Origin of the sequence: Hyunsoonleella aquatilis (assembly GCF_014270105.1) — a bacterium.
GTDB classification, from domain to species: domain Bacteria; phylum Bacteroidota; class Bacteroidia; order Flavobacteriales; family Flavobacteriaceae; genus Jejuia; species Jejuia aquatilis.
Map to the genome: position 1 here is coordinate 502,515 of NZ_JACNMF010000002.1, position 18,201 is coordinate 520,715.

At 40.0% G+C, this 18,201-nt stretch carries 14 protein-coding genes; 3 read left to right on the top strand and 11 right to left on the bottom strand.

Annotation, left to right across the window (positions count from 1 at the left end):
* Nucleotide 1: 1 nt before the first annotated feature.
* The 8 genes from H7U19_RS07725 to uvrC all read right to left on the bottom strand — a co-directional run bounded on the left by H7U19_RS07725 (nucleotide 2) and on the right by uvrC (nucleotide 10,820).
* A complete protein-coding gene (locus H7U19_RS07725; RefSeq protein ID WP_186560939.1) occupies nucleotides 2-1,321 on the bottom strand; it encodes a M23 family metallopeptidase in 1,320 nt (439 codons plus the stop codon).
* A complete protein-coding gene (locus tag H7U19_RS07730) occupies nucleotides 1,279-2,208 on the bottom strand; it encodes a tryptophan 2,3-dioxygenase family protein (protein ID WP_186560941.1) in 930 nt (309 codons plus the stop codon). Before H7U19_RS07730 ends, H7U19_RS07725 begins: the two co-directional genes overlap by 43 nt.
* Nucleotides 2,208-2,990, bottom strand: a complete 783-nt coding sequence (locus H7U19_RS07735) for a DUF3108 domain-containing protein (protein ID WP_186560943.1) — start codon at nucleotides 2,988-2,990, stop codon at nucleotides 2,208-2,210. Before H7U19_RS07735 ends, H7U19_RS07730 begins: the two co-directional genes overlap by 1 nt.
* A 371-nt stretch (nucleotides 2,991-3,361) precedes the next feature.
* Nucleotides 3,362-4,522, bottom strand: coding sequence for a 4-hydroxyphenylpyruvate dioxygenase (hppD, locus tag H7U19_RS07740; RefSeq protein ID WP_186561530.1), 1,161 nt, complete (start codon nucleotides 4,520-4,522; stop codon nucleotides 3,362-3,364).
* A gap of 176 nt (nucleotides 4,523-4,698) precedes the next feature.
* Nucleotides 4,699-5,853 carry a homogentisate 1,2-dioxygenase gene (locus tag H7U19_RS07745; protein WP_186560945.1) on the bottom strand — a complete coding sequence of 385 codons (1,155 nt, stop codon included), beginning with the start codon at nucleotides 5,851-5,853 and terminating at the stop codon, nucleotides 4,699-4,701.
* Between the two features lie 557 nt (nucleotides 5,854-6,410).
* The gene (locus H7U19_RS07750; RefSeq protein WP_186560947.1) at nucleotides 6,411-8,651 is read right to left on the bottom strand and encodes a patatin-like phospholipase family protein; all 2,241 of its coding nucleotides are present in this window, start codon (nucleotides 8,649-8,651) and stop codon (nucleotides 6,411-6,413) included.
* Complete coding sequence (locus tag H7U19_RS07755; RefSeq protein WP_186560949.1) at nucleotides 8,648-9,037, bottom strand: hypothetical protein; 390 nt, start codon at nucleotides 9,035-9,037, stop codon at nucleotides 8,648-8,650. Before H7U19_RS07755 ends, H7U19_RS07750 begins: the two co-directional genes overlap by 4 nt.
* Nucleotides 9,027-10,820 (bottom strand): excinuclease ABC subunit UvrC, encoded by a 1,794-nt coding sequence (gene uvrC, locus H7U19_RS07760; RefSeq protein WP_186560951.1) that lies wholly within the window; start codon nucleotides 10,818-10,820, stop codon nucleotides 9,027-9,029. Before uvrC ends, H7U19_RS07755 begins: the two co-directional genes overlap by 11 nt.
* Before the next feature lie 166 nt (nucleotides 10,821-10,986).
* Between uvrC and rimK the strand changes: the two genes are divergently transcribed.
* The 3 genes from rimK to H7U19_RS07775 all read left to right on the top strand — a co-directional run bounded on the left by rimK (nucleotide 10,987) and on the right by H7U19_RS07775 (nucleotide 13,619).
* Nucleotides 10,987-11,862, top strand: coding sequence for a 30S ribosomal protein S6--L-glutamate ligase (gene rimK / locus H7U19_RS07765; RefSeq protein ID WP_186560953.1), 876 nt, complete (start codon nucleotides 10,987-10,989; stop codon nucleotides 11,860-11,862).
* A gap of 219 nt (nucleotides 11,863-12,081) precedes the next feature.
* Complete coding sequence (locus H7U19_RS07770) at nucleotides 12,082-13,053, top strand: succinylglutamate desuccinylase/aspartoacylase family protein (protein WP_186560955.1); 972 nt, start codon at nucleotides 12,082-12,084, stop codon at nucleotides 13,051-13,053.
* A 2-nt stretch (nucleotides 13,054-13,055) separates the two neighbouring features.
* A complete protein-coding gene (locus H7U19_RS07775; protein WP_186560957.1) occupies nucleotides 13,056-13,619 on the top strand; it encodes a 5-formyltetrahydrofolate cyclo-ligase in 564 nt (187 codons plus the stop codon).
* Here H7U19_RS07775 and H7U19_RS07780 read toward each other — a convergent pair.
* The 3 genes from H7U19_RS07780 to ileS all read right to left on the bottom strand — a co-directional run bounded on the left by H7U19_RS07780 (nucleotide 13,616) and on the right by ileS (nucleotide 18,135).
* The gene (locus H7U19_RS07780; RefSeq protein WP_186560959.1) at nucleotides 13,616-14,239 is read right to left on the bottom strand and encodes a lipoprotein signal peptidase; all 624 of its coding nucleotides are present in this window, start codon (nucleotides 14,237-14,239) and stop codon (nucleotides 13,616-13,618) included. The genes H7U19_RS07775 and H7U19_RS07780 overlap by 4 nt on opposite strands.
* Before the next feature lie 103 nt (nucleotides 14,240-14,342).
* Complete coding sequence (locus H7U19_RS07785) at nucleotides 14,343-14,726, bottom strand: TraR/DksA family transcriptional regulator (protein WP_186560961.1); 384 nt, start codon at nucleotides 14,724-14,726, stop codon at nucleotides 14,343-14,345.
* A 4-nt stretch (nucleotides 14,727-14,730) separates the two neighbouring features.
* A complete protein-coding gene (gene ileS / locus H7U19_RS07790) occupies nucleotides 14,731-18,135 on the bottom strand; it encodes an isoleucine--tRNA ligase (RefSeq protein WP_186560970.1) in 3,405 nt (1,134 codons plus the stop codon).
* Nucleotides 18,136-18,201 lie beyond the last annotated feature (66 nt).

An 18,201-nucleotide genomic window follows, 5' to 3' on the forward strand; every position in this document is an offset into this window, starting at 1 on the left:
ATTACGAGTTGGATTGGTAAATTACAGGTTGGTTTAGTTCCTCTTCTGTAATTTCTGGTTGAAAAAATATGTTATCTAGTTTATGCTTTAAAGGTTGAATAAATTCCAAATACTTCACTTTTAAAGAATCTGAAATAGGTTTGGCCTCTGGCAGTTTTTGTTTAAAAGGATCTACTTGCCTACCGTTTTTCCAGAAACGATAGCAAACATGTGGCCCACCAGTGTTTCCTGTCATACCTACCCAGCCAATAACATCGCCCTGCTTAACAAACTGCCCAACTTTTGCCTTTCGCCTGCTCATATGAAGGTATTGTGTTTCGTAGGTTGCATTGTGCCGAATTTTTACATAGTTACCATTCCCGCCTCTTCTCCTTGACTCAGTAACCGTTCCATTTGCCGTAGCCATAATTGGTGTTCCAATGGGCGCCGCAAAATCGGTGCCTTTATGTGGCCGCACCCGATATCCATAAACCGCAATGCGCCTTCTTAAATTATATCTGGACGATATTCTACTAAACTTTACTGGAGCCTTTAAAAATGCACGTCTTAAATTTTTGGCATTATCATCAAAATAGTCGATAATACCTTTTACGGTATCCGTCATAAATTCAAATGCATAAAAAGGCTCTTTATTATGTTCAAAATAAGCAGCCTTAATTTTTTCTACACCAGTGTATATAGTATCATCAATATACTTATCGGTATAAATTACTTTAAATCTATCCCCTTTTTGCAGGCGCCTAAAATCGATAGTCCACGCATAAATATCGTCTGCCATTATATAGGCTAGTCTGGGGCTTAACCCCTGTTCTTCCAAAGTTAATGAAATATTATCTTCAACGACGCCCGTAGCTACTTTTTCAACATATTTGATAGGCTTTCTACTTCTATAGGCATGGATGGAATCTTGAAAATTAATAACAACAAAATCTTCCAAATTAGGTTGATAGATGAAGGTTTTTGCAGTTTCCAAAGAGTCTTTGGCACATAAAACCGTGTAGGGCTTTCCCACTTGCAGTCCTCGCCTTATATCAAACGTGTCCTTTGCCTTTTCAGCAATATTGAAAATTTTGGGATAACCCACATTATGCCGTTCCAAAATAATCCCGAAAGTATCGCCATTTTTTATAGTGTCGCGCTTCACGATAAAGTCGTCCAACGCAAAACCAAATTCCATTACTGGCTCAGGTTCTTCAATCACCTCAACTACTTCCTGTTCTACCACAGGTTTGGATTCTTCCTTGCACCCTAAAAAAAAGATACCTAGTGCTAATCCTATTAAATATTTGTTCCCCAATCGCGTATTTCTTGAGCTGTCCATAAATCTGGAAAAAATATTCGTTTTTGATACTTTGGATGCATGTATTTAACCCATTCGCTACCACCAGTGGCCTCGGCTGCTTTTCCCCCAATATTTAAATAATGGTTGGCCGTATTGTAATGCGCCATTACCCATTTTACGTTTACTGTATAATCGTAGTGACGCATGGCATTTACCAATGCCTCGTCGGACTGGGATGCTTTAGGTAATTCCTTGAATTTGCTCCAAAGGTTATTATGCTGATAAAACTTTGTAAATCTAATGAACTCTTCTTTATAACGCACCTCAAAATCGGATAAAGTATAGGTTTTTTTACCTGTTTCATAATCCTTACCTGCCGCTTGCCAATACAAATGCTCAAAGGCATTTTCATAAGAAGAACTTCTGTCAATAGTATCACGAAAACGCTTGTCTATCAGATTGATCAATTCAGTAGAGGCAAACTCCACTTTTCTGTATTGTGCGCTTTGGAAACCGCTGGCAGGGGTCAATGTCGTCCGGAATTGATTGTATTGGTCAATATTCATCCCGTCCTTCATAATGCTAAAGGAAGAAGTCAAAACGTCAAAATACCGACTGATGCGCATTATTTTTTCAGTAAAAATAGCAGTATCCAAATAGTCGATTTCATTTTTGGCCACCTGCTCAATTTCTGTAAGAATCATTTTGAAAAGCAGTTCGCTAATCTGATGGTACATAATAAACACCATCTCGTCAGGAAAGTCCGTTCTGGGTTTTTGAAGGTTGAGCAGTACGTCCGTTTGAATATAGTCCCAATAGCTAATTGGTTTGCTATGGAGCAAGCCTTCTAAGTGAACATCAAAATCTTGGTCTATGGAATTGTACTTTTCCTTAAGTTTTTTGGTTATGTCAGCCTCTGATTTCATTAATTATCGACAACGATTTGAAACGGATATTTCAACCCCTTAAAGGCCTCAAGGTCTGCCCGAAGTGAACCAACCGCCAAATCAGCTTGAACTCGTAAAGGTACTTTATTTTTGTCTTTGGAAACCCAAAGCGTTAAGCTTTCTTCCTCTTTAAATACCCTTCCTGCCATCACGTAAGGCCTAAATTTAAGGGTTTTTACCATACCAAAGTCCGTTTCAATGGTTTCTTCACCCAAATATTTAAGTTTAAACCCGTAATTTTCCTCATCAAAAAACATATCCACCCTTACTTCATCACCTGTTTTTAGGGTATCCGTATTCACATTATTCCGAAGATAATAGAAGGTTGACACCATGTCCTGAATATCAGGTCGGGTATCAAAAACCTTTTGTGTTTTGTGCTTTTTATTGTTGACGTGAGCTTTGTTGTTCTCTTGGTCAAAATCTATCTCAATATCCTTCGTATGCCCACCTTCGTCAATATTCCTAACAAACTTGTAGGGCACAATGGTTTCCTTATCAAAATAACTTTCATAACGGTCCTTCACCTTAAAAAACCATTTAATCATGCCCGTAGTCCAGCCTTTGCCCACCACGTGATACACATCCTTCTCGCCGATCCTGCCATCTTTAACCGTTAAGGTAGCGTTCCCAGCCTTCAGCCAGCTACTGTAGCTCATCTTAAACTTGAACCACTCGCCTGTATCAAAAGCCGATTCCTGTTGGGCTACCGCCGCGTACATCGACATTAATGCTATTAATATAAGTAGTATTCTTTTCATGCCATTTGGGTCATTATAATGTAACTTTCAAGGCCACATTTTATTGTTATACCCTAGAAATTACAATTACTGTTCCAAAAATAGAAATTTTATTGAAACCCATTATGGCAGAAAAAGTTATACTTATGTGAAGATTTTACCGTTTTTAGGGCGTTACCACAAGGGTCGGGCTTTCCGTTCCAAGTCCTCGTCACGCTTTAAGGCGTGACTGTGGGCTTTCCTCTGCTCCCGATAGCTATCCGGGACCCTAACGCGCCACTCTTGCTCTTAAAATCCACCCCTATCCCCTCCGCCCGTGTGTCGCCGAAGCTTTAGCGGAGGAGTAAAGAAGGTAATGCTCACTCATACAGAAATGGAATCCCCCAAGCTACTTAAAGCGTTCCTCGACTGGCCTGCTCGCGTTCAATCGATTCAAAAAGCGCTTTAAAGTTTCCTGCTCCAAACCCTCTAGCACCCATACGCTGTATGATTTCAAAGAACAAAGTGGGCCTATCCTGAACAGGTTTTGTAAATATTTGCAACAAATAGCCTTCCTCGTCTGCATCAATCATAATACCCAAGTTTTTAAGGGTTTCAATATCCTCTCTAAGTTCGTGGCTATGCTCCTCCAATCGACCTGGCACAGCTTGATAATAGGTCTCCGGCGGTTTGGATAAAAACTCCACGCCACGGCTTCGCAACTGCGATACTGTTTCAATTATGTCATCCGTGGCCACGGCAATATGTTGCACCCCTGCACCTTCATAAAAATCCAAATACTCCTCAATTTGAGATTTTTTCTTCCCTTTAGCCGGCTCGTTAATCGGGAATTTTATGCGTCCGTTACCATTACTCATCACCTTGCTCATCAGTGCCGAGTATTCCGTATGGATTTGCTTATCGTCAAAAGAGAGGAAATTTTCAAAACCCATCACGTCCTCGTACCATTTTACCCAAGTGTTCATTTGGCCCCAGCCCACGTTACCCACCATGTGGTCGATATACTTAAGACCGACCGGCTTAGGGCTGTAATCGGATTCCCATTTCCGAAATCCCGGCAAAAACGCCCCGTTGTAATTTTTGCGTTCCACAAACATGTGCACGGTTTCGCCATAAGTATAAATCCCAGCTCTGACTACTTCGCCGTGCTCATCACTTTCTACAAATGGCTCCATATAGGATTTGGCTCCTCTACTTGTGGTTTCCTGGTATGCCTTTCGCGCATCTTCCACCCAAAGCGCAATTACTTTAACACCATCCCCATGCTTTACGATGTGGTCATTTAGTTTTGACTTGCTAGTCAATGGTGTCGTCAATACCAAACGGATCTTATCCTGTTTAAGCACATAGCTTACCGTGTCTTTCGAGCCTGTTTCCAAACCCTTGTAGGCATGGGACTGAAACCCAAATGCAGTTTTATAAAAGTGGGCCGCCTGCTTGGCATTGCCCACGTAAAGTTCAACGTAATCTGTTCCTAATAGAGGCAAGAAGTCCTGCGCCCCTTCAAATATTTTTTCTAAACCGTAGTTTACTGATTTTATGTTTTTCATTATGAGCCCCTCTTAATCCCGCCTTAGGCGGGAAACTCAAAGCGGGAATTTGAGTATTTATTTTAAAAAGTTTTTTATTTTCATTTTCCAAGACTCAACCTCTGAGTACTCAGTTCCCCTCCTTGCTCCTCCGCTAAAGCTTCGGCGACACACGGGCGGAGGGATTTAGGGGAGGCTTGTTACAACCACGATTTGTGATACCCCTCATCGGCTATTTTCATCGCCTCTTCCGTGACCATTAAGGGTTTAAATGTATCTACCATCACGGCCAATTCTTCAGTTTCTGTTTTACCAATACTTCGCTCTGTGGCACCAGGATGAGGCCCATGCGGAATACCTGCTGGGTGCAACGAAATATGCCCGGCCTCAACATCATTCCTGCTCATAAAATCACCATCTACATAATAGAGTACCTCATCACTATCAATGTTGCTATGATTGTATGGTGCGGGAATGGACTGCGGATGGTAATCGTACAACCTTGGCACAAAACTGCACACTACAAAGGCATCGGTTTCAAACGTTTGATGCACCGGTGGCGGTTGATGGATACGACCCGTTATGGGTTCAAAATCATGAATGGAAAAGGCATAAGGGTAATTGTACCCATCATAACCCACCACATCAAAGGGATGAGAGGCATAGACCATTTCGATGATATCATCCTGTTTTTTTACTTTAATCAAAAAATCCCCATTTTCGTTATAGGTTTCCAATTCTTCAGGTCTTCGGATATCCCGTTCGCAAAAGGGGGAATGTTCCAACAACTGACCAAACCAATTTCTGTATCGCTTCGGTGTATAAATGGGTCTTCTGGATTCCACAATAAAAAGCCGATTGTCTTCGGTATCAAAATCAATTTTATAGATGATGCCACGGGGTATCAACAAATAATCACCGTACTTAAAATCTAGATTTCCCAGCATGGTTCGCAATTTGCCCGTACCCTTGTGGACAAAAATCAACTCGTCCGCATCCGTATTCTTATAAAAATACGCTTTTGTGGATTGTTTCGGCGCAGCCAAAATAATGCCGCAATCGTTGTTGATTAAAACTGTTTTTCGGCTATCCAAAAAGTCTTTTTCGGGCTTTACCTCGAAACCCCTAAACCGATAGGATTTGATATTGTTGGCGTTTGCAATTTTTGGCGAGACGCTGTATTGATTTTTTATTTCCTTAACCTGTGTCGGTCGCTGTTCGTGGTAGCTATTGGTGGACATCCCATCAAAACCAATGGTGCCGAACAGTTGCTCGTAATACAAACTGCCGTCGGCTTTTCTAAACTGGGTGTGTCTTTTGGGCGGAATACTTCCTAATTTATGATAAAAAGGCATTTTTTAAAATTTAGATATTAAATAAATATGATCCTCAGACCCGAGTCAGGGTAACAATCCTCTAAAAATCAAACATATATAAAGATACGAAAATGCCGGCTTATTCAGGATTTCTCTTGATAAGGTAGTGAAGAAATTGCAGTAAGTCCTTGAATAAAAATGTCATAACCTTACAAATATCGGAAAAATTTGGGGAATTTGAATACTGTATTCTCGCAAACCTACCTTTGGCAGGCAGGGATGCAAAGTCACAAAGTGGAGGCCGACCGTTGACTCGTAGGTTCGCGTTAGGGTCCCGATAGCTATGGGGAGAAACGGCATGTTTGAAATCCTTTTTTAAAGCTGTTATGGTTTAGGAGTGGGCAGAAACCAAATTTCTGAGATTGCCTCAGTCCTTCCTTCTTTGCATTGACGCTTTAAAAAAGATTGAGTAGTGAAATGTTTACATTCACGATTTCATTAATTTGAAATTAACAATCAATGAGTAAAGCCCGACTCGAGGACGTAAATTTTATTTGACCAACGGCTGCTTAATCGAGGAGAACGCCCAAAAAATACTAAAACCAGAAACCTAAATTAAAGTACCAAACACTGTTATTATCCTCTGGTGAATAGCTGTACTTAATCTGTACGGGCCCTAAAAAACTGTCGTAGGCATAACCGAGGGCATAACCGCGATAGTCCGGAAGCGTAAACCACTCACCAGTTTCAAATATATCATCTTCTACATTGGCCCAATTGCCTTCAACTGTGATATGGTTCTTATTAAAAATTTCAAAGTCGGCACTAGCATAGGCCTTTACGTAACTATTCCCGGTAAGGGAAATAAAATCATACCCATAAAATGGCACAAAATTGTTAATCAGATTGTTTCCGTACCCACCGAGAGCAAAATCAAGTGTGGTGGTGGATTTATCTCCTATTTTAAACCCGCCACTGGTTTGAAAATTAAGAGACAGTTTATCCGAAATGCTAAAAGCATAGCCCATGGTGGCCTTGGCTATAGAGAAACTATCAAAATCCGCATTAAATTTTGAAGCGAAAAGATACATGTGTAAATCACCGTCAAAGAACACCCCTTTTTTAGGAAAGTATTTGTTGTCGTATGTATCCAGCTTTAAACCTCCAAAAACGCTGAAATAATCCGTGCTTTCAAAGGTAAAATCATCCTGATTGGGGTTGACTATGGTCTCCGATTTTATCTTTAATCTTTTATGCTCTGCGCCAATACTTAAAGCAAAATCCCGCCGAAATAGGGTTTCCAAATATACCTGGTTGGTTTGGTCATAAAGCAACACATCAATTTTATTTAACCCCGTCCCCATGATTTGCGTATCATCCAGCAACAATTCTGCATTAATCAGCTTTTCAAATTGGTTATATCGCGATCGTACACCAACACTCCAATAAAATCCTTTGTCAATAAGGTAATCAAAATTATAACGCACATTATCACCCAGGATGATATCCAATGACGCCAAGTCGTTTTTGAATAGCAGGCGCTTTTTGGTCAAGTTCACTAGAGCCGCACTTTTGTACAAATCATCGTAATGCACTCCAAACTTAAAAAAAGTAGTGGCTTTGGATTCTCTTACGTTAGCAATCAAATCATAAGTATTCGCCTCACCTGTCGGCTTTAGCTGAAAATAAAAGGATTCAAAATTATTGGTGGCCACCAAACTATTCACCTTTTTGGTAAACTTTTGGTAACTTAAGGTTTGCCTGTTTTTAAGTTTTAACTTTCCAAGAATATAGGACCTGGTGTATTCCTGATTACCCTTAACAATCACGCTGTTAATAGTAATGGTATCCTCAATATTTTTTGCCACCTCCCTTTTTGGATTAGCTTTCTGATCAGAGGCCAATTTCCTTAAACTATTTATGCTGTTTATGGCCGCCTCTTCTCCCCTTCGTATGATATCAATCGCATCGCTGAAGGATACCACATTAAAATCCGTAATATCAGGCTTGATATACACATCTGTTTGCTGAGCCTTATCCTTCATATCATTTATGGTCCTGAAGTTGTTAATTTGCAGAAGCACATCGGGTGCGGAGGTGAGTTCGTCCCTTTTTAACAAGCCATCCTGAACGTCCACCCCAATAATGATATCCATGCCTTTGGCACGCAATTCCTCGATTGGGTAATTGTTTACCACACCGCCATCAATCAATACCATATCGTCAATTACTACTGGTTGAAACAATGAGGGTAATGCGCCACTTGCCATAACAGCCTGAGGTAAATTGCCACTTTCTAACTGGACAGGTTTCCCCGTTTCAATATTGGTGGCCATACAAAAATATGGAATGGGCAAATCTTTAAACTCGTTGATATCACTGACGTGTAATAAAAGTCGTGTTAGTGCATTATAGGTATTTTGACCGCGTGAAAGGGCCGATGGAAGCTTTAATTTTAAATCCTCAAAAGGCAGAGTGATAGCATACCTTTCGGCATTGTTACGCTCATTGAATGCTTTTGAAGCCCGGGGTAAATCGTCGTTGATGACTTTATCAAAATCCAAACTATTGAAAATGGAATCCAGTTCCTGACCGAAGTAACCGGAAGCGTATAATGAACCTACAATGGCACCCATACTCGTACCCGCCACATAGTCGATTTTTAGACCGAGGGAGTCTATCACCTTTAACACGCCCACATGGGCCAGGCCTTTTGCACCACCACCACTTAGGACCAGGCCTATTTTTGGCCTGTCCTCTTCTAGCTCATTGGTTTGCCCTTTAGTGGCAAAGCTGATGAGTAGGGTTAGGGTTAATATGATGATTCTAACTCTCAAATTTTGTCAGTTCTGTCATTCTTAATGATATCGATATGCTTTCTACTTAAGATGTAAACCAAAATCCCCACCCCAAGAAACAAAGTGTTCTTAACTATATTACTGAACTCTATTTGACCTTCTATTAAAGCCATTAAAACTTTCATTAACAAAGAAATGCCATTACCAAATATTAATATTATCCCCCATACCTGAAGTCCTTGCTTTACGAATTTATTTTCAATTACTATTAAAACAATAAGACTTATCTGCACCAACAAGGGTATCAATGCTCTACTATTTCCTTCCATTAGGGCATATCCGTTCCATGCCGAAAGTAAGATTAAAACAGTGATTAATAGTATCCGATATAATTTATTCCTGAATATTACGATTTCATTTCCCATGATAATAATCATAAACCTTTTCAGCCCGAGACACCCCCACCACAGCTTCTAATTCATCGAGCTTAGCATGCGCCACCCGCTTTGCGGATTTAAAATGCTTTAATAAGTCCACTACCGTTTTTTCTCCCACTCCGGGGATGGTTTCTAGTTCGGTATTTAACGCACTTTTACTGCGTTTGTTGCGATGATGCTCGATACCAAAACGGTGCGCTTCGTTGCGTAACTGCTGGATGATTTTCAGGGTCTCGCTTTTTTTATCTAAATATAACGGAATTGGGTCGTTTGGGTAAAATAATTCTTCCAAACGTTTGGCAATCCCGATAATGGCAATCTTGCCTCTTAGTTCCAATGCGTCCAAACTTTTTAAAGCTGAGGACAACTGTCCTTTGCCTCCGTCAATAATGATGAGCTGAGGCAATGGCTGTTCCTCTTCCAAAAGTCGTCTGTAACGTCGAAATACCACTTCTTCCATGGAAGCAAAATCATCGGGCCCTTCCACAGTTTTGATATTGAAATGACGATAGTCCTTTTTGCTGGGTTTCCCATCCTTAAAAACCACACAGGCGGCTACAGGATTGGTGCCTTGAATGTTGGAATTATCAAAACATTCAATATGTCTCGGCTCTTCATTTAAGCGCAAATCGGCTTTCATTTGGGCCATAATACGATTGGCGTGCCTGTCAGGGTCCACGATTTTCATCTGCTTGAAACGCTCCATGCGATAGTACTTCGCATTCCTGAGGGACAAATCCACAATGTGTTTTTTATCGCCCAGTTTTGGCACGGTCACCCTCACCTCTTCACCTAAATCCACCTTAAACGGCACATATATTTCTTTTGAATTGGAATTAAATCGTTGCCGGATTTCTATAATGGCCAATTCCAACAGTTCACGATCCGTTTCATCCAATTTCTTTTTGATTTCCAACGTATGCGACCGAATAATGGATCCATAGGACAATTGCAAAAAATTCACATAGCCATAACTCTCATCGCTGGTAATGGAAAACACATCCACATTGCTGATTTTAGGGTTGACAATGGTGGACTTGGCCTGATAATTTTCCAGAACCTCAATTTTTTCTTTGATACCTTGCGCCTCTTCAAACTGCATATTTTCGGCACACTGCTTCATTTGCGCCTTAAATTGAGATAACGAATCCTTAAAATTACCTTTGATAATTTCCTTAATACGCTTGATGTTGCCGTGATATTCTTCCTCAGTTTCCAAACCCTCACAAGGACCCTTACAATTCCCTAAATGGTACTCCAAACACACCTTATATTTCCCTGCCTCCACTTTTTCTCTGCTCAAATTATAATTGCAGGTGCGCAAAGAATACAAGCCTTTAATCAAATCCAATAGCGTCCTAACGGTTTTCATACTGGTGTAGGGCCCAAAATATTCGCTGCCGTCCTTGAATACGCGCCGTGTTGGAAACACCCGAGGGAAACGTTCATTTTTTATACAAATCCATGGATAGGACTTGTCGTCCTTCAGCATCACGTTGTATCGTGGTTGGTATTTTTTTATGAGATTATTTTCAAGCAGAAGCGCATCGGTTTCCGTTTCTACAACAATATGCTTTATCCTTACGATTTTTTTTACCAATACTCGGGTTTTACCGTAATCGTGATTTTTAGTGAAATAGGAACTGACCCTTTTTTTTAGATTTTTGGCCTTTCCCACGTAAATAAGCGTATCATTTTTATCGTAGTATTGATAAACGCCCGGCTGGTTCGGAAGTGTTTTAAGCTGTATCTCTAGGTCTGGGGTATCCATTAGTGTAAAGGTAGGCTAAATAGGCAAAAACTGAAAATTCGCCGACCTTTTTTACTATATTGCACTTAGCTATTTGAGTGCCTAAAATTTTATGCGCACCAAAATGCCTAAATCCAATCCGAATAACCTTAAATACTTGAAACTTAAGCCACTTTAAGTACTGTAAATGAACATCGTTATCCTCTCCAGAAATGCCAATTTGTACTCTACCAACCGACTTGTTGAGGAGGGCGAAGCTAGAGGTCATGAGATGGAAGTAATCGATCCGTTGAAGTGCGATATTATTATTGAAAAGGAAAAGCCCACGATATATTACAAGGACCGATATTTGGACTATGTAGATGCCATTATCCCGAGGATAGGTGCCTCTGTGACATTTTTTGGCTGTGCTGTAGTACGTCAGTTTGAAATGATGAATGTGTTTACGTCGGTTACGTCGGATGCTATTATCCGTTCCCGGGACAAACTTCGCAGTTTTCAACGCTTGTCCAAAGCAGGTATTGGAATGCCAAAAACGGTGTTTACCAATTATTCGCGGGATGTGGAGAAGGTATTGGCGCACGTGGGTGGTACTCCGGTTATCATCAAACTTTTGGAAGGCACCCAAGGTTTGGGCGTTGTTCTAGCCGAAACCAGAAATGCGGCGGAATCGGTTTTGGAAGCTTTTAATGGGTTGCAGGCGAGGGCTTTGGTTCAAGAATATATCGAAGAGGCCAAAGGCGCCGATTTACGTGCTTTGGTGGTGGACGGCCATGTGGTTGGCGCCATGAGACGCCAAGGCAAGGAAGGCGAGTTCCGCTCTAATTTACACCGTGGTGGCACTTCTGAAATTGTTAAGCTAAGTGAAGCCGAAATCAAAGTAGCGATGAAAGCCTCGAGAGCATTGAAATTGCCCGTTTGTGGGGTGGATATGCTACAATCCAACCGCGGGCCTTTGCTACTTGAGGTGAATTCAACCCCCGGATTGGAAGGCATAGAAGGTGCAACAAGAAAAAATATTGCAAAGAATATCATTACCTATGTGGAACGTAATAGACGTTAAAATTAAAATACCAAAAAAGGCAAAACGATTCTACACACCCCTTATCCCCATAGCTATCTTGATCTCCTTTTTAGGAGGGATACTCAAAACCTAAAAAAACTAACATCTAAAATGAAGCAATCAAAAAACACTGAACACAACGAGTCCCCTCTAAAAAGAGGGGATTTAGGGGTGTGTTTTTCAAACATTCGGACCTTTAATCAAATTATTTGCGCCTAAATGACGATTGAAAAGAAACCCCTAGAAATTCTCGGAACAGAAGTTCAACCTGGCGAAACGAAAGAAGTCAACTTTGATGTAGCCAATTTGCATACTGCTTCACCCATTGACGTGCCTGTGATCATCAGCCGTTCTAAAAAGGAAGGCCCAACAGTGCTGTTTACCGCTGGTATTCATGGGGACGAAGTGAATGGGGTAGAGATTATCCGCCAATTGATTGCAAAGGGTATCAATCAGCCAAAGTGTGGCACCATTATTTGTATGCCGGTCATCAATATTTTTGGATTTATCAACTTGAAACGTGAGTTCCCCGATGGACGGGATTTAAACCGCGTTTTTCCCGGAAGTAAACACGGGTCGCTAGCCAGTCGCGTGGCTCACAAACTCATCAATGAAGTTGTTCCCCATGCCGATTTGATTATCGATTTTCATACTGGAGGTTCAGGACGTTTTAATGCGCCACAATTACGCTATACCAAAGGCCAAAAAGACTTAGACGAATTGGCATCTGTTTTTGGTGCGCCCTTCGTGTTGTATTCCAAAAATTTAACGAAATCATTCAGGAGTACTTGTACTAAATTAGGTAAATCGATGTTACTTTTTGAAGGCGGGAAGTCTTTTCATATTGATGATGTCGTGACGAATTCGGGAGTGAATGGTTCCAAGCGGGTTTTGAAACATTTGGGCATGTTGAAAACCGTATTTAAGTCATCCAAACCAAAAAAGAAATGTGTCTTTATTGACCAAAGCACATGGCAACGCGCAAAATATTCGGGGATGTTCAAGGCCTCGATTTCTGTAGGAACCGAAGTTAAAAAAGAGGATATTATTGGTAATATTACAGACCCTTATGGAAAGTTCAACTATTTTGTAAGGGCACAAAACTCAGGGTATGTTATCAATGTAAATGAATTACCTATTGTGTATCAAGGGGATGCCCTGTTTCATATTTCGACTGATATTAAATCTTAAAAATGACCAAATCAGAACTTCGAAAAAAATATAAAGCACTACGCTCCGAACTTTCAGAAGATCAAATTGAGGACCTCAGTATGGCCATCGCCAATCAACTTTTAAAATTACCCATTTGGGATTTTTCCTTTTATCATATTTTTCTATCCATCGAAGAACAAAAGGAAGTCAACACCGATTATATTTTGAACATTCTTTCAGGAAAAGACAAGAATATTGTGATCTCTAGAAGTAATTTTACAACAAACGAACTCACACACTTTTTATTGACCGATAACACCGTTATTAAAAAGAACAACTACAATATCCCTGAACCTGCTGATGGCATTGAAATCTCAAACGATAAAATTGATGTGGTGTTTATACCACTTTTAGCTTTTGACAAAAAAGGCAATCGGGTGGGTTACGGCAAAGGCTTTTATGACACCTTTTTAGATAAATGCAACCCTGAAACCCTTAAAATCGGTTTGTCTTTTTTTGAAGCCGAAAATGAGATTAGTGATGCTTTTGAGGGTGATGTTGGGTTGGATTATTGTATCACTCCGAAAACAATTTGTGCCTTTTAGTCGTTTTTAGCAAACGCCTGTTTATTAAATACAATCAACATCAAAAACCCCGTACTAATGGCCATGTCGGCAATATTAAATACTGGTTCAAAAAAAGTGAAGAATTGACCGCCGTAAACTGGCACCCATTCAGGAAGATACCCTTTGTAAAATGGAAAGTACAACATATCCACAACTTTGCCATGAAGCAATGTGTCATAACCCCCAGTTTCTGGAAGAAATTCAGCCACCTCCCCCATACTTTCACCAAACAAGACACCATAAAACACGGAATCGATAATGTTCCCAAGTGCACCTGCAAAAATTAGGGCAATAGCGATTATCAATATTTTGGAGCCTCTATTTTTTACCGAACGATACAACCAATATCCAATCCCAAAAATAGCAACTACCCTAAACAAGGTGAGACATTTTTTGGCTGTCCGTTCGGACATAAAGGTCAAAAAATCACTGATTTTTGTTCCCCATGCCATTCCATCGTTTTCAATAAAATATATTTTAAACCAACTGAATACTTCAACACTTTCATGAAGCATGAAATTGGTTTTGATGTAAATCTTACTTATTTGGTCGATAAGTAAAATAATGAGGATTAGAAGGGTGGATTTTTTTAGGGACATTAACTAATGTACGATTTCCGATTCTTTGTAAATAAAAAACGCCGTTCCCTTTTGGAAGAGATTGGCGTTTCATTTTGAGCCCCCTAATTGCAAAGGGGTTTGTTTATTTCTGCATGTTCTTTGCCTCAATACTTAAAGTAGCATGTGGCACCAGCTCTAAACGTTTTCTATTGATAAGCTTCCCTGTAACGCGACATACACCGTACGTTTTATTTTCAATTCGAATTAAAGCATTTTTTAAGTCACGGATAAATTTTTCCTGACGTATAGCCAATTGGGAATTGGATTCCTTGCTCATCACAGCACTGCCTTCGTCAAATGCCTTAAACGTTGGAGATGTATCGTCCGTACCATTATTATGGTCGTTCATATAGGCACTTTTGATTAATTCTAAATCGTGTTGTGCTTTGTCAATTTTTTCCTGGATCAATTTTTTGAATTCTGCTAAATCAGCATCTGAATATCTTGCATTTGTATTTGAAGCCATATCCTTAATGTTTAGTGATAAATAATTTGGTATTCACATCGTCAAAAGCAATTTCTATACCATTATTTATCTGGTCAATTATTTCAAGTTCCTCGGTTAATGTTTCTGTTTTTATATACTCTATATTGGAGTCCACAGCTTGTTTGATCTGCTCGTCCTTTTGTAATTTTACATCTATTCTGTCGGTAACTTCAAAACCGGAATCCTTTCTTAAATTTTGGATACGGTTTACCAACTCCCTCGCAATACCTTCTTTTCGCAAGTCATCAGTTATTGTAACATCCAAAGCTACGGTTAAACTCCCTTCATTGGCTACTAACCAGCCTTCGATATCCTGAGAAGTAATCTCGACATCTTCGAGTCCTAAAGTAATGCTTTTTCCGTTTATTTCAACGTCAAAATTTCCATTTTGCTCGATTTTCTGAATATCCTCTGACGAAAACTGCATAATTGCCCCTGCAATCGCCTTCATATCCTTGCCAAAACGCGGGCCCAGCACCTTAAAATTCGGTTTTATTTTCTTAACCAAAATATCCGAAGCATCTTCAAGCAACTCAATTTCCTTTACGTTAACTTCATGTTTGATAAGATTCGAAACCGCCAAAATCTCTTCCTTTTGTTGCGTGCTATTTACAGGAATCATTATTTTTTGTAACGGCTGGCGTACCTTAATCTTTTCTTTAGCCCTTAACGACAATACAAGTGAAGAAATTGTTTGAGCAGCTTCCATTTTGCGTTCCAAACTTTTATCCACATAGGATTCATCATACTTAGGGAAATCTGCTAAATGCACACTTTCAAAAGCTTCTTTATGGGTTACCGCATTCAAATCCAAATACAGTCTATCCATATAGAATGGTGCGATGGGCGCTCCCAATTTGGCAAGCGTTACCATACAAGTATATAACGTTTGGTAGGCTGAAATTTTATCGGTTTGATAATCGCCTTTCCAGAATCGTCTTCTACTTAAACGTACATACCAATTGCTCAAATAGTCCTGCGTAAAATCAGAAATTGCTCTGGCTGCCTTCGTGGGCTCATAATCGGCGTAATAGGCGTCAACCTTTTTAATCAAAGTATATAATTCTGAAAGAATCCATCGGTCTAATTCCGGACGCTCTTCTAACCGAATATCAGCCTCGGTGTAACTAAAATTATCCAGATTAGTATATAAACTGAAAAACGAATAAGTATTGTAAAGCGTTCCGAAGAATTTACGCTTCACTTCCTCAACACCGTCCAAATCAAACTTCAGATTATCCCAAGGATTTGCATTTGAAATCATGTACCAGCGTGTGGCATCCGCACCATAGGTACTCAAAGTTTCAAATGGATCGACCGCATTACCTAAACGCTTAGACATTTTTTGTCCGTTTTTGTCCAACACTAAACCGTTAGACACAACATTTTTATAGGCGATGGAATCAAAAACCATCGTTCCGATAGCATGCAAAGTGTAGAACCACCCACGTGTTTGGTCAACGCCTTCTGCTATAAAATTAGCTGGAAAGGTAACGCCATCATCGATAAATTCTTTATTCTCAAAAGGATAATGCCACTGAGCATAAGGCATAGAACCAGAATCGAACCACACATCAATCAAATCACTTTCACGCTTCATTGGTTTTCCTGATGGCGAAACCAAAATGATGTCGTCAACAATATTTTTATGCAAATCGATTTTGGCGTAATTATCATCGGAATTGTTTCCGATTTCGAAATCAGCGAAAATATCAGCTTTCAAAACGCCTTCACTGACAGCTTTGACCATTTCGGCTTTTAACTCCTCAACCGAACCAATGCACAATTCTTCTTTTCCATCTTCTGTTCTCCAAATCGGCAAAGGAATACCCCAATAGCGCGAACGGGATAGATTCCAATCGTTGGCATTTGCCAGCCAGTTACCAAACCTACCTGTTCCAGTAGCCTTTGGTTTCCAATTAATAGTTTCGTTCAATTCGAACATCCTATCTTTCACATCCGTCACCTTGATAAACCAAGAATCCAATGGATAATAAAGAATCGGTTTATCAGTTCGCCAGCAGTTGGGATAGCTGTGCTTATATTTTTCAACCTTAAAGGCTTTATTCTCTTCTTTCAGTTTGATAGCAATTTCAACATCTACAGAACGTTCCGGAGCCTCGCCATCATTATAATACTCGTTCTTTACATACTTCCCTGCCAATTCCTTCATTTCGGGTCGGAAACGGCCTTGTAAATCAACTAATGGCACCAAATTCCCATTTTCATCCTTCACCAACATCGGCGGCACTTCTGGCTTGGCTTGTTTAGCTACTAAAGCATCATCGGCACCAAAAGTCGGGGCTGTATGTACAATTCCAGTACCATCTTCCGTAGTAACGAAATCTCCTGAAATAACCCTAAAGGCATTTTCGGGATTGTCGTTTGGAAGAGTATAAGGGAGCATTTGTTCATATTCAATTCCAACCAAATCCTTTCCAGCAAATTCCTTTACGATGTAATAGGGGATCTTTTTATCACCTGATTTGTAGCCAAGTAATTCAGACTTTTCTTCAACTTTACTAAACTTTCCAGAGAACTGATAGTTTACCAACTTTTTAGCCAACACCACGTTTATTGGCTCAAACGTGTACTGATTATATGTCTCAACTAAAACATAATCAATTTTAGGACCGACGGTTAATGCGGTGTTACTTGGCAATGTCCATGGGGTGGTTGTCCATGCTAAAAAGTGAATATCACCTTCATTTTGTAAAAACTCAGGTAGTGATTCCGCTTTTGCTTTGAATTGAGCAACAATAGTTGTATCCGTAACATCTTGATATGTACCGGGTTGGTTCAATTCATGTGAACTTAACCCTGTTCCCGCTTTTGGTGAATAAGGCTGAATCGTATAGCCTTTATAAAGAAGGTTTTTATCATAAATCTGCTTGAGCAACCACCAAACCGATTCCATATATTTAGGCTCATAAGTGATATAAGGATCGTCCATATCCACCCAATAGCCCATTTTTTCGGTAAGGTCGTTCCATACATCGGTATATTTCATGACCGCTTTTCGACAGGCTTCGTTGTAAGCTTCGACTGAAATCGTTTTACCGATATCCTCCTTCGTAATACCCAATTCCTTTTCAACACCCAACTCAATTGGTAGTCCGTGAGTATCCCAACCTGCTTTTCGCTTTACTTGAAAGCCTTTCATGGTTTTATACCTTGGAAAAATATCTTTAATGGCACGCGCCAAAACATGGTGCACCCCGGGCAATCCGTTTGCTGAAGGAGGGCCTTCATAAAATACATATGGCTCATTCCCTTCCCTCGTAGTTACACTTTTTTCAAAAACGTTGTTTTCCTGCCAATAGTTGAGAATTTCCTCCGCTACTTTTGGTAAGTCAAGTCCTTTATATTCAGCAAATTTCGCGCTCATTTATACTCAAATCTTATAAGTTCGCGAATTTAATCAATTATCCTTAAATCTTTATTCCAAAATAAA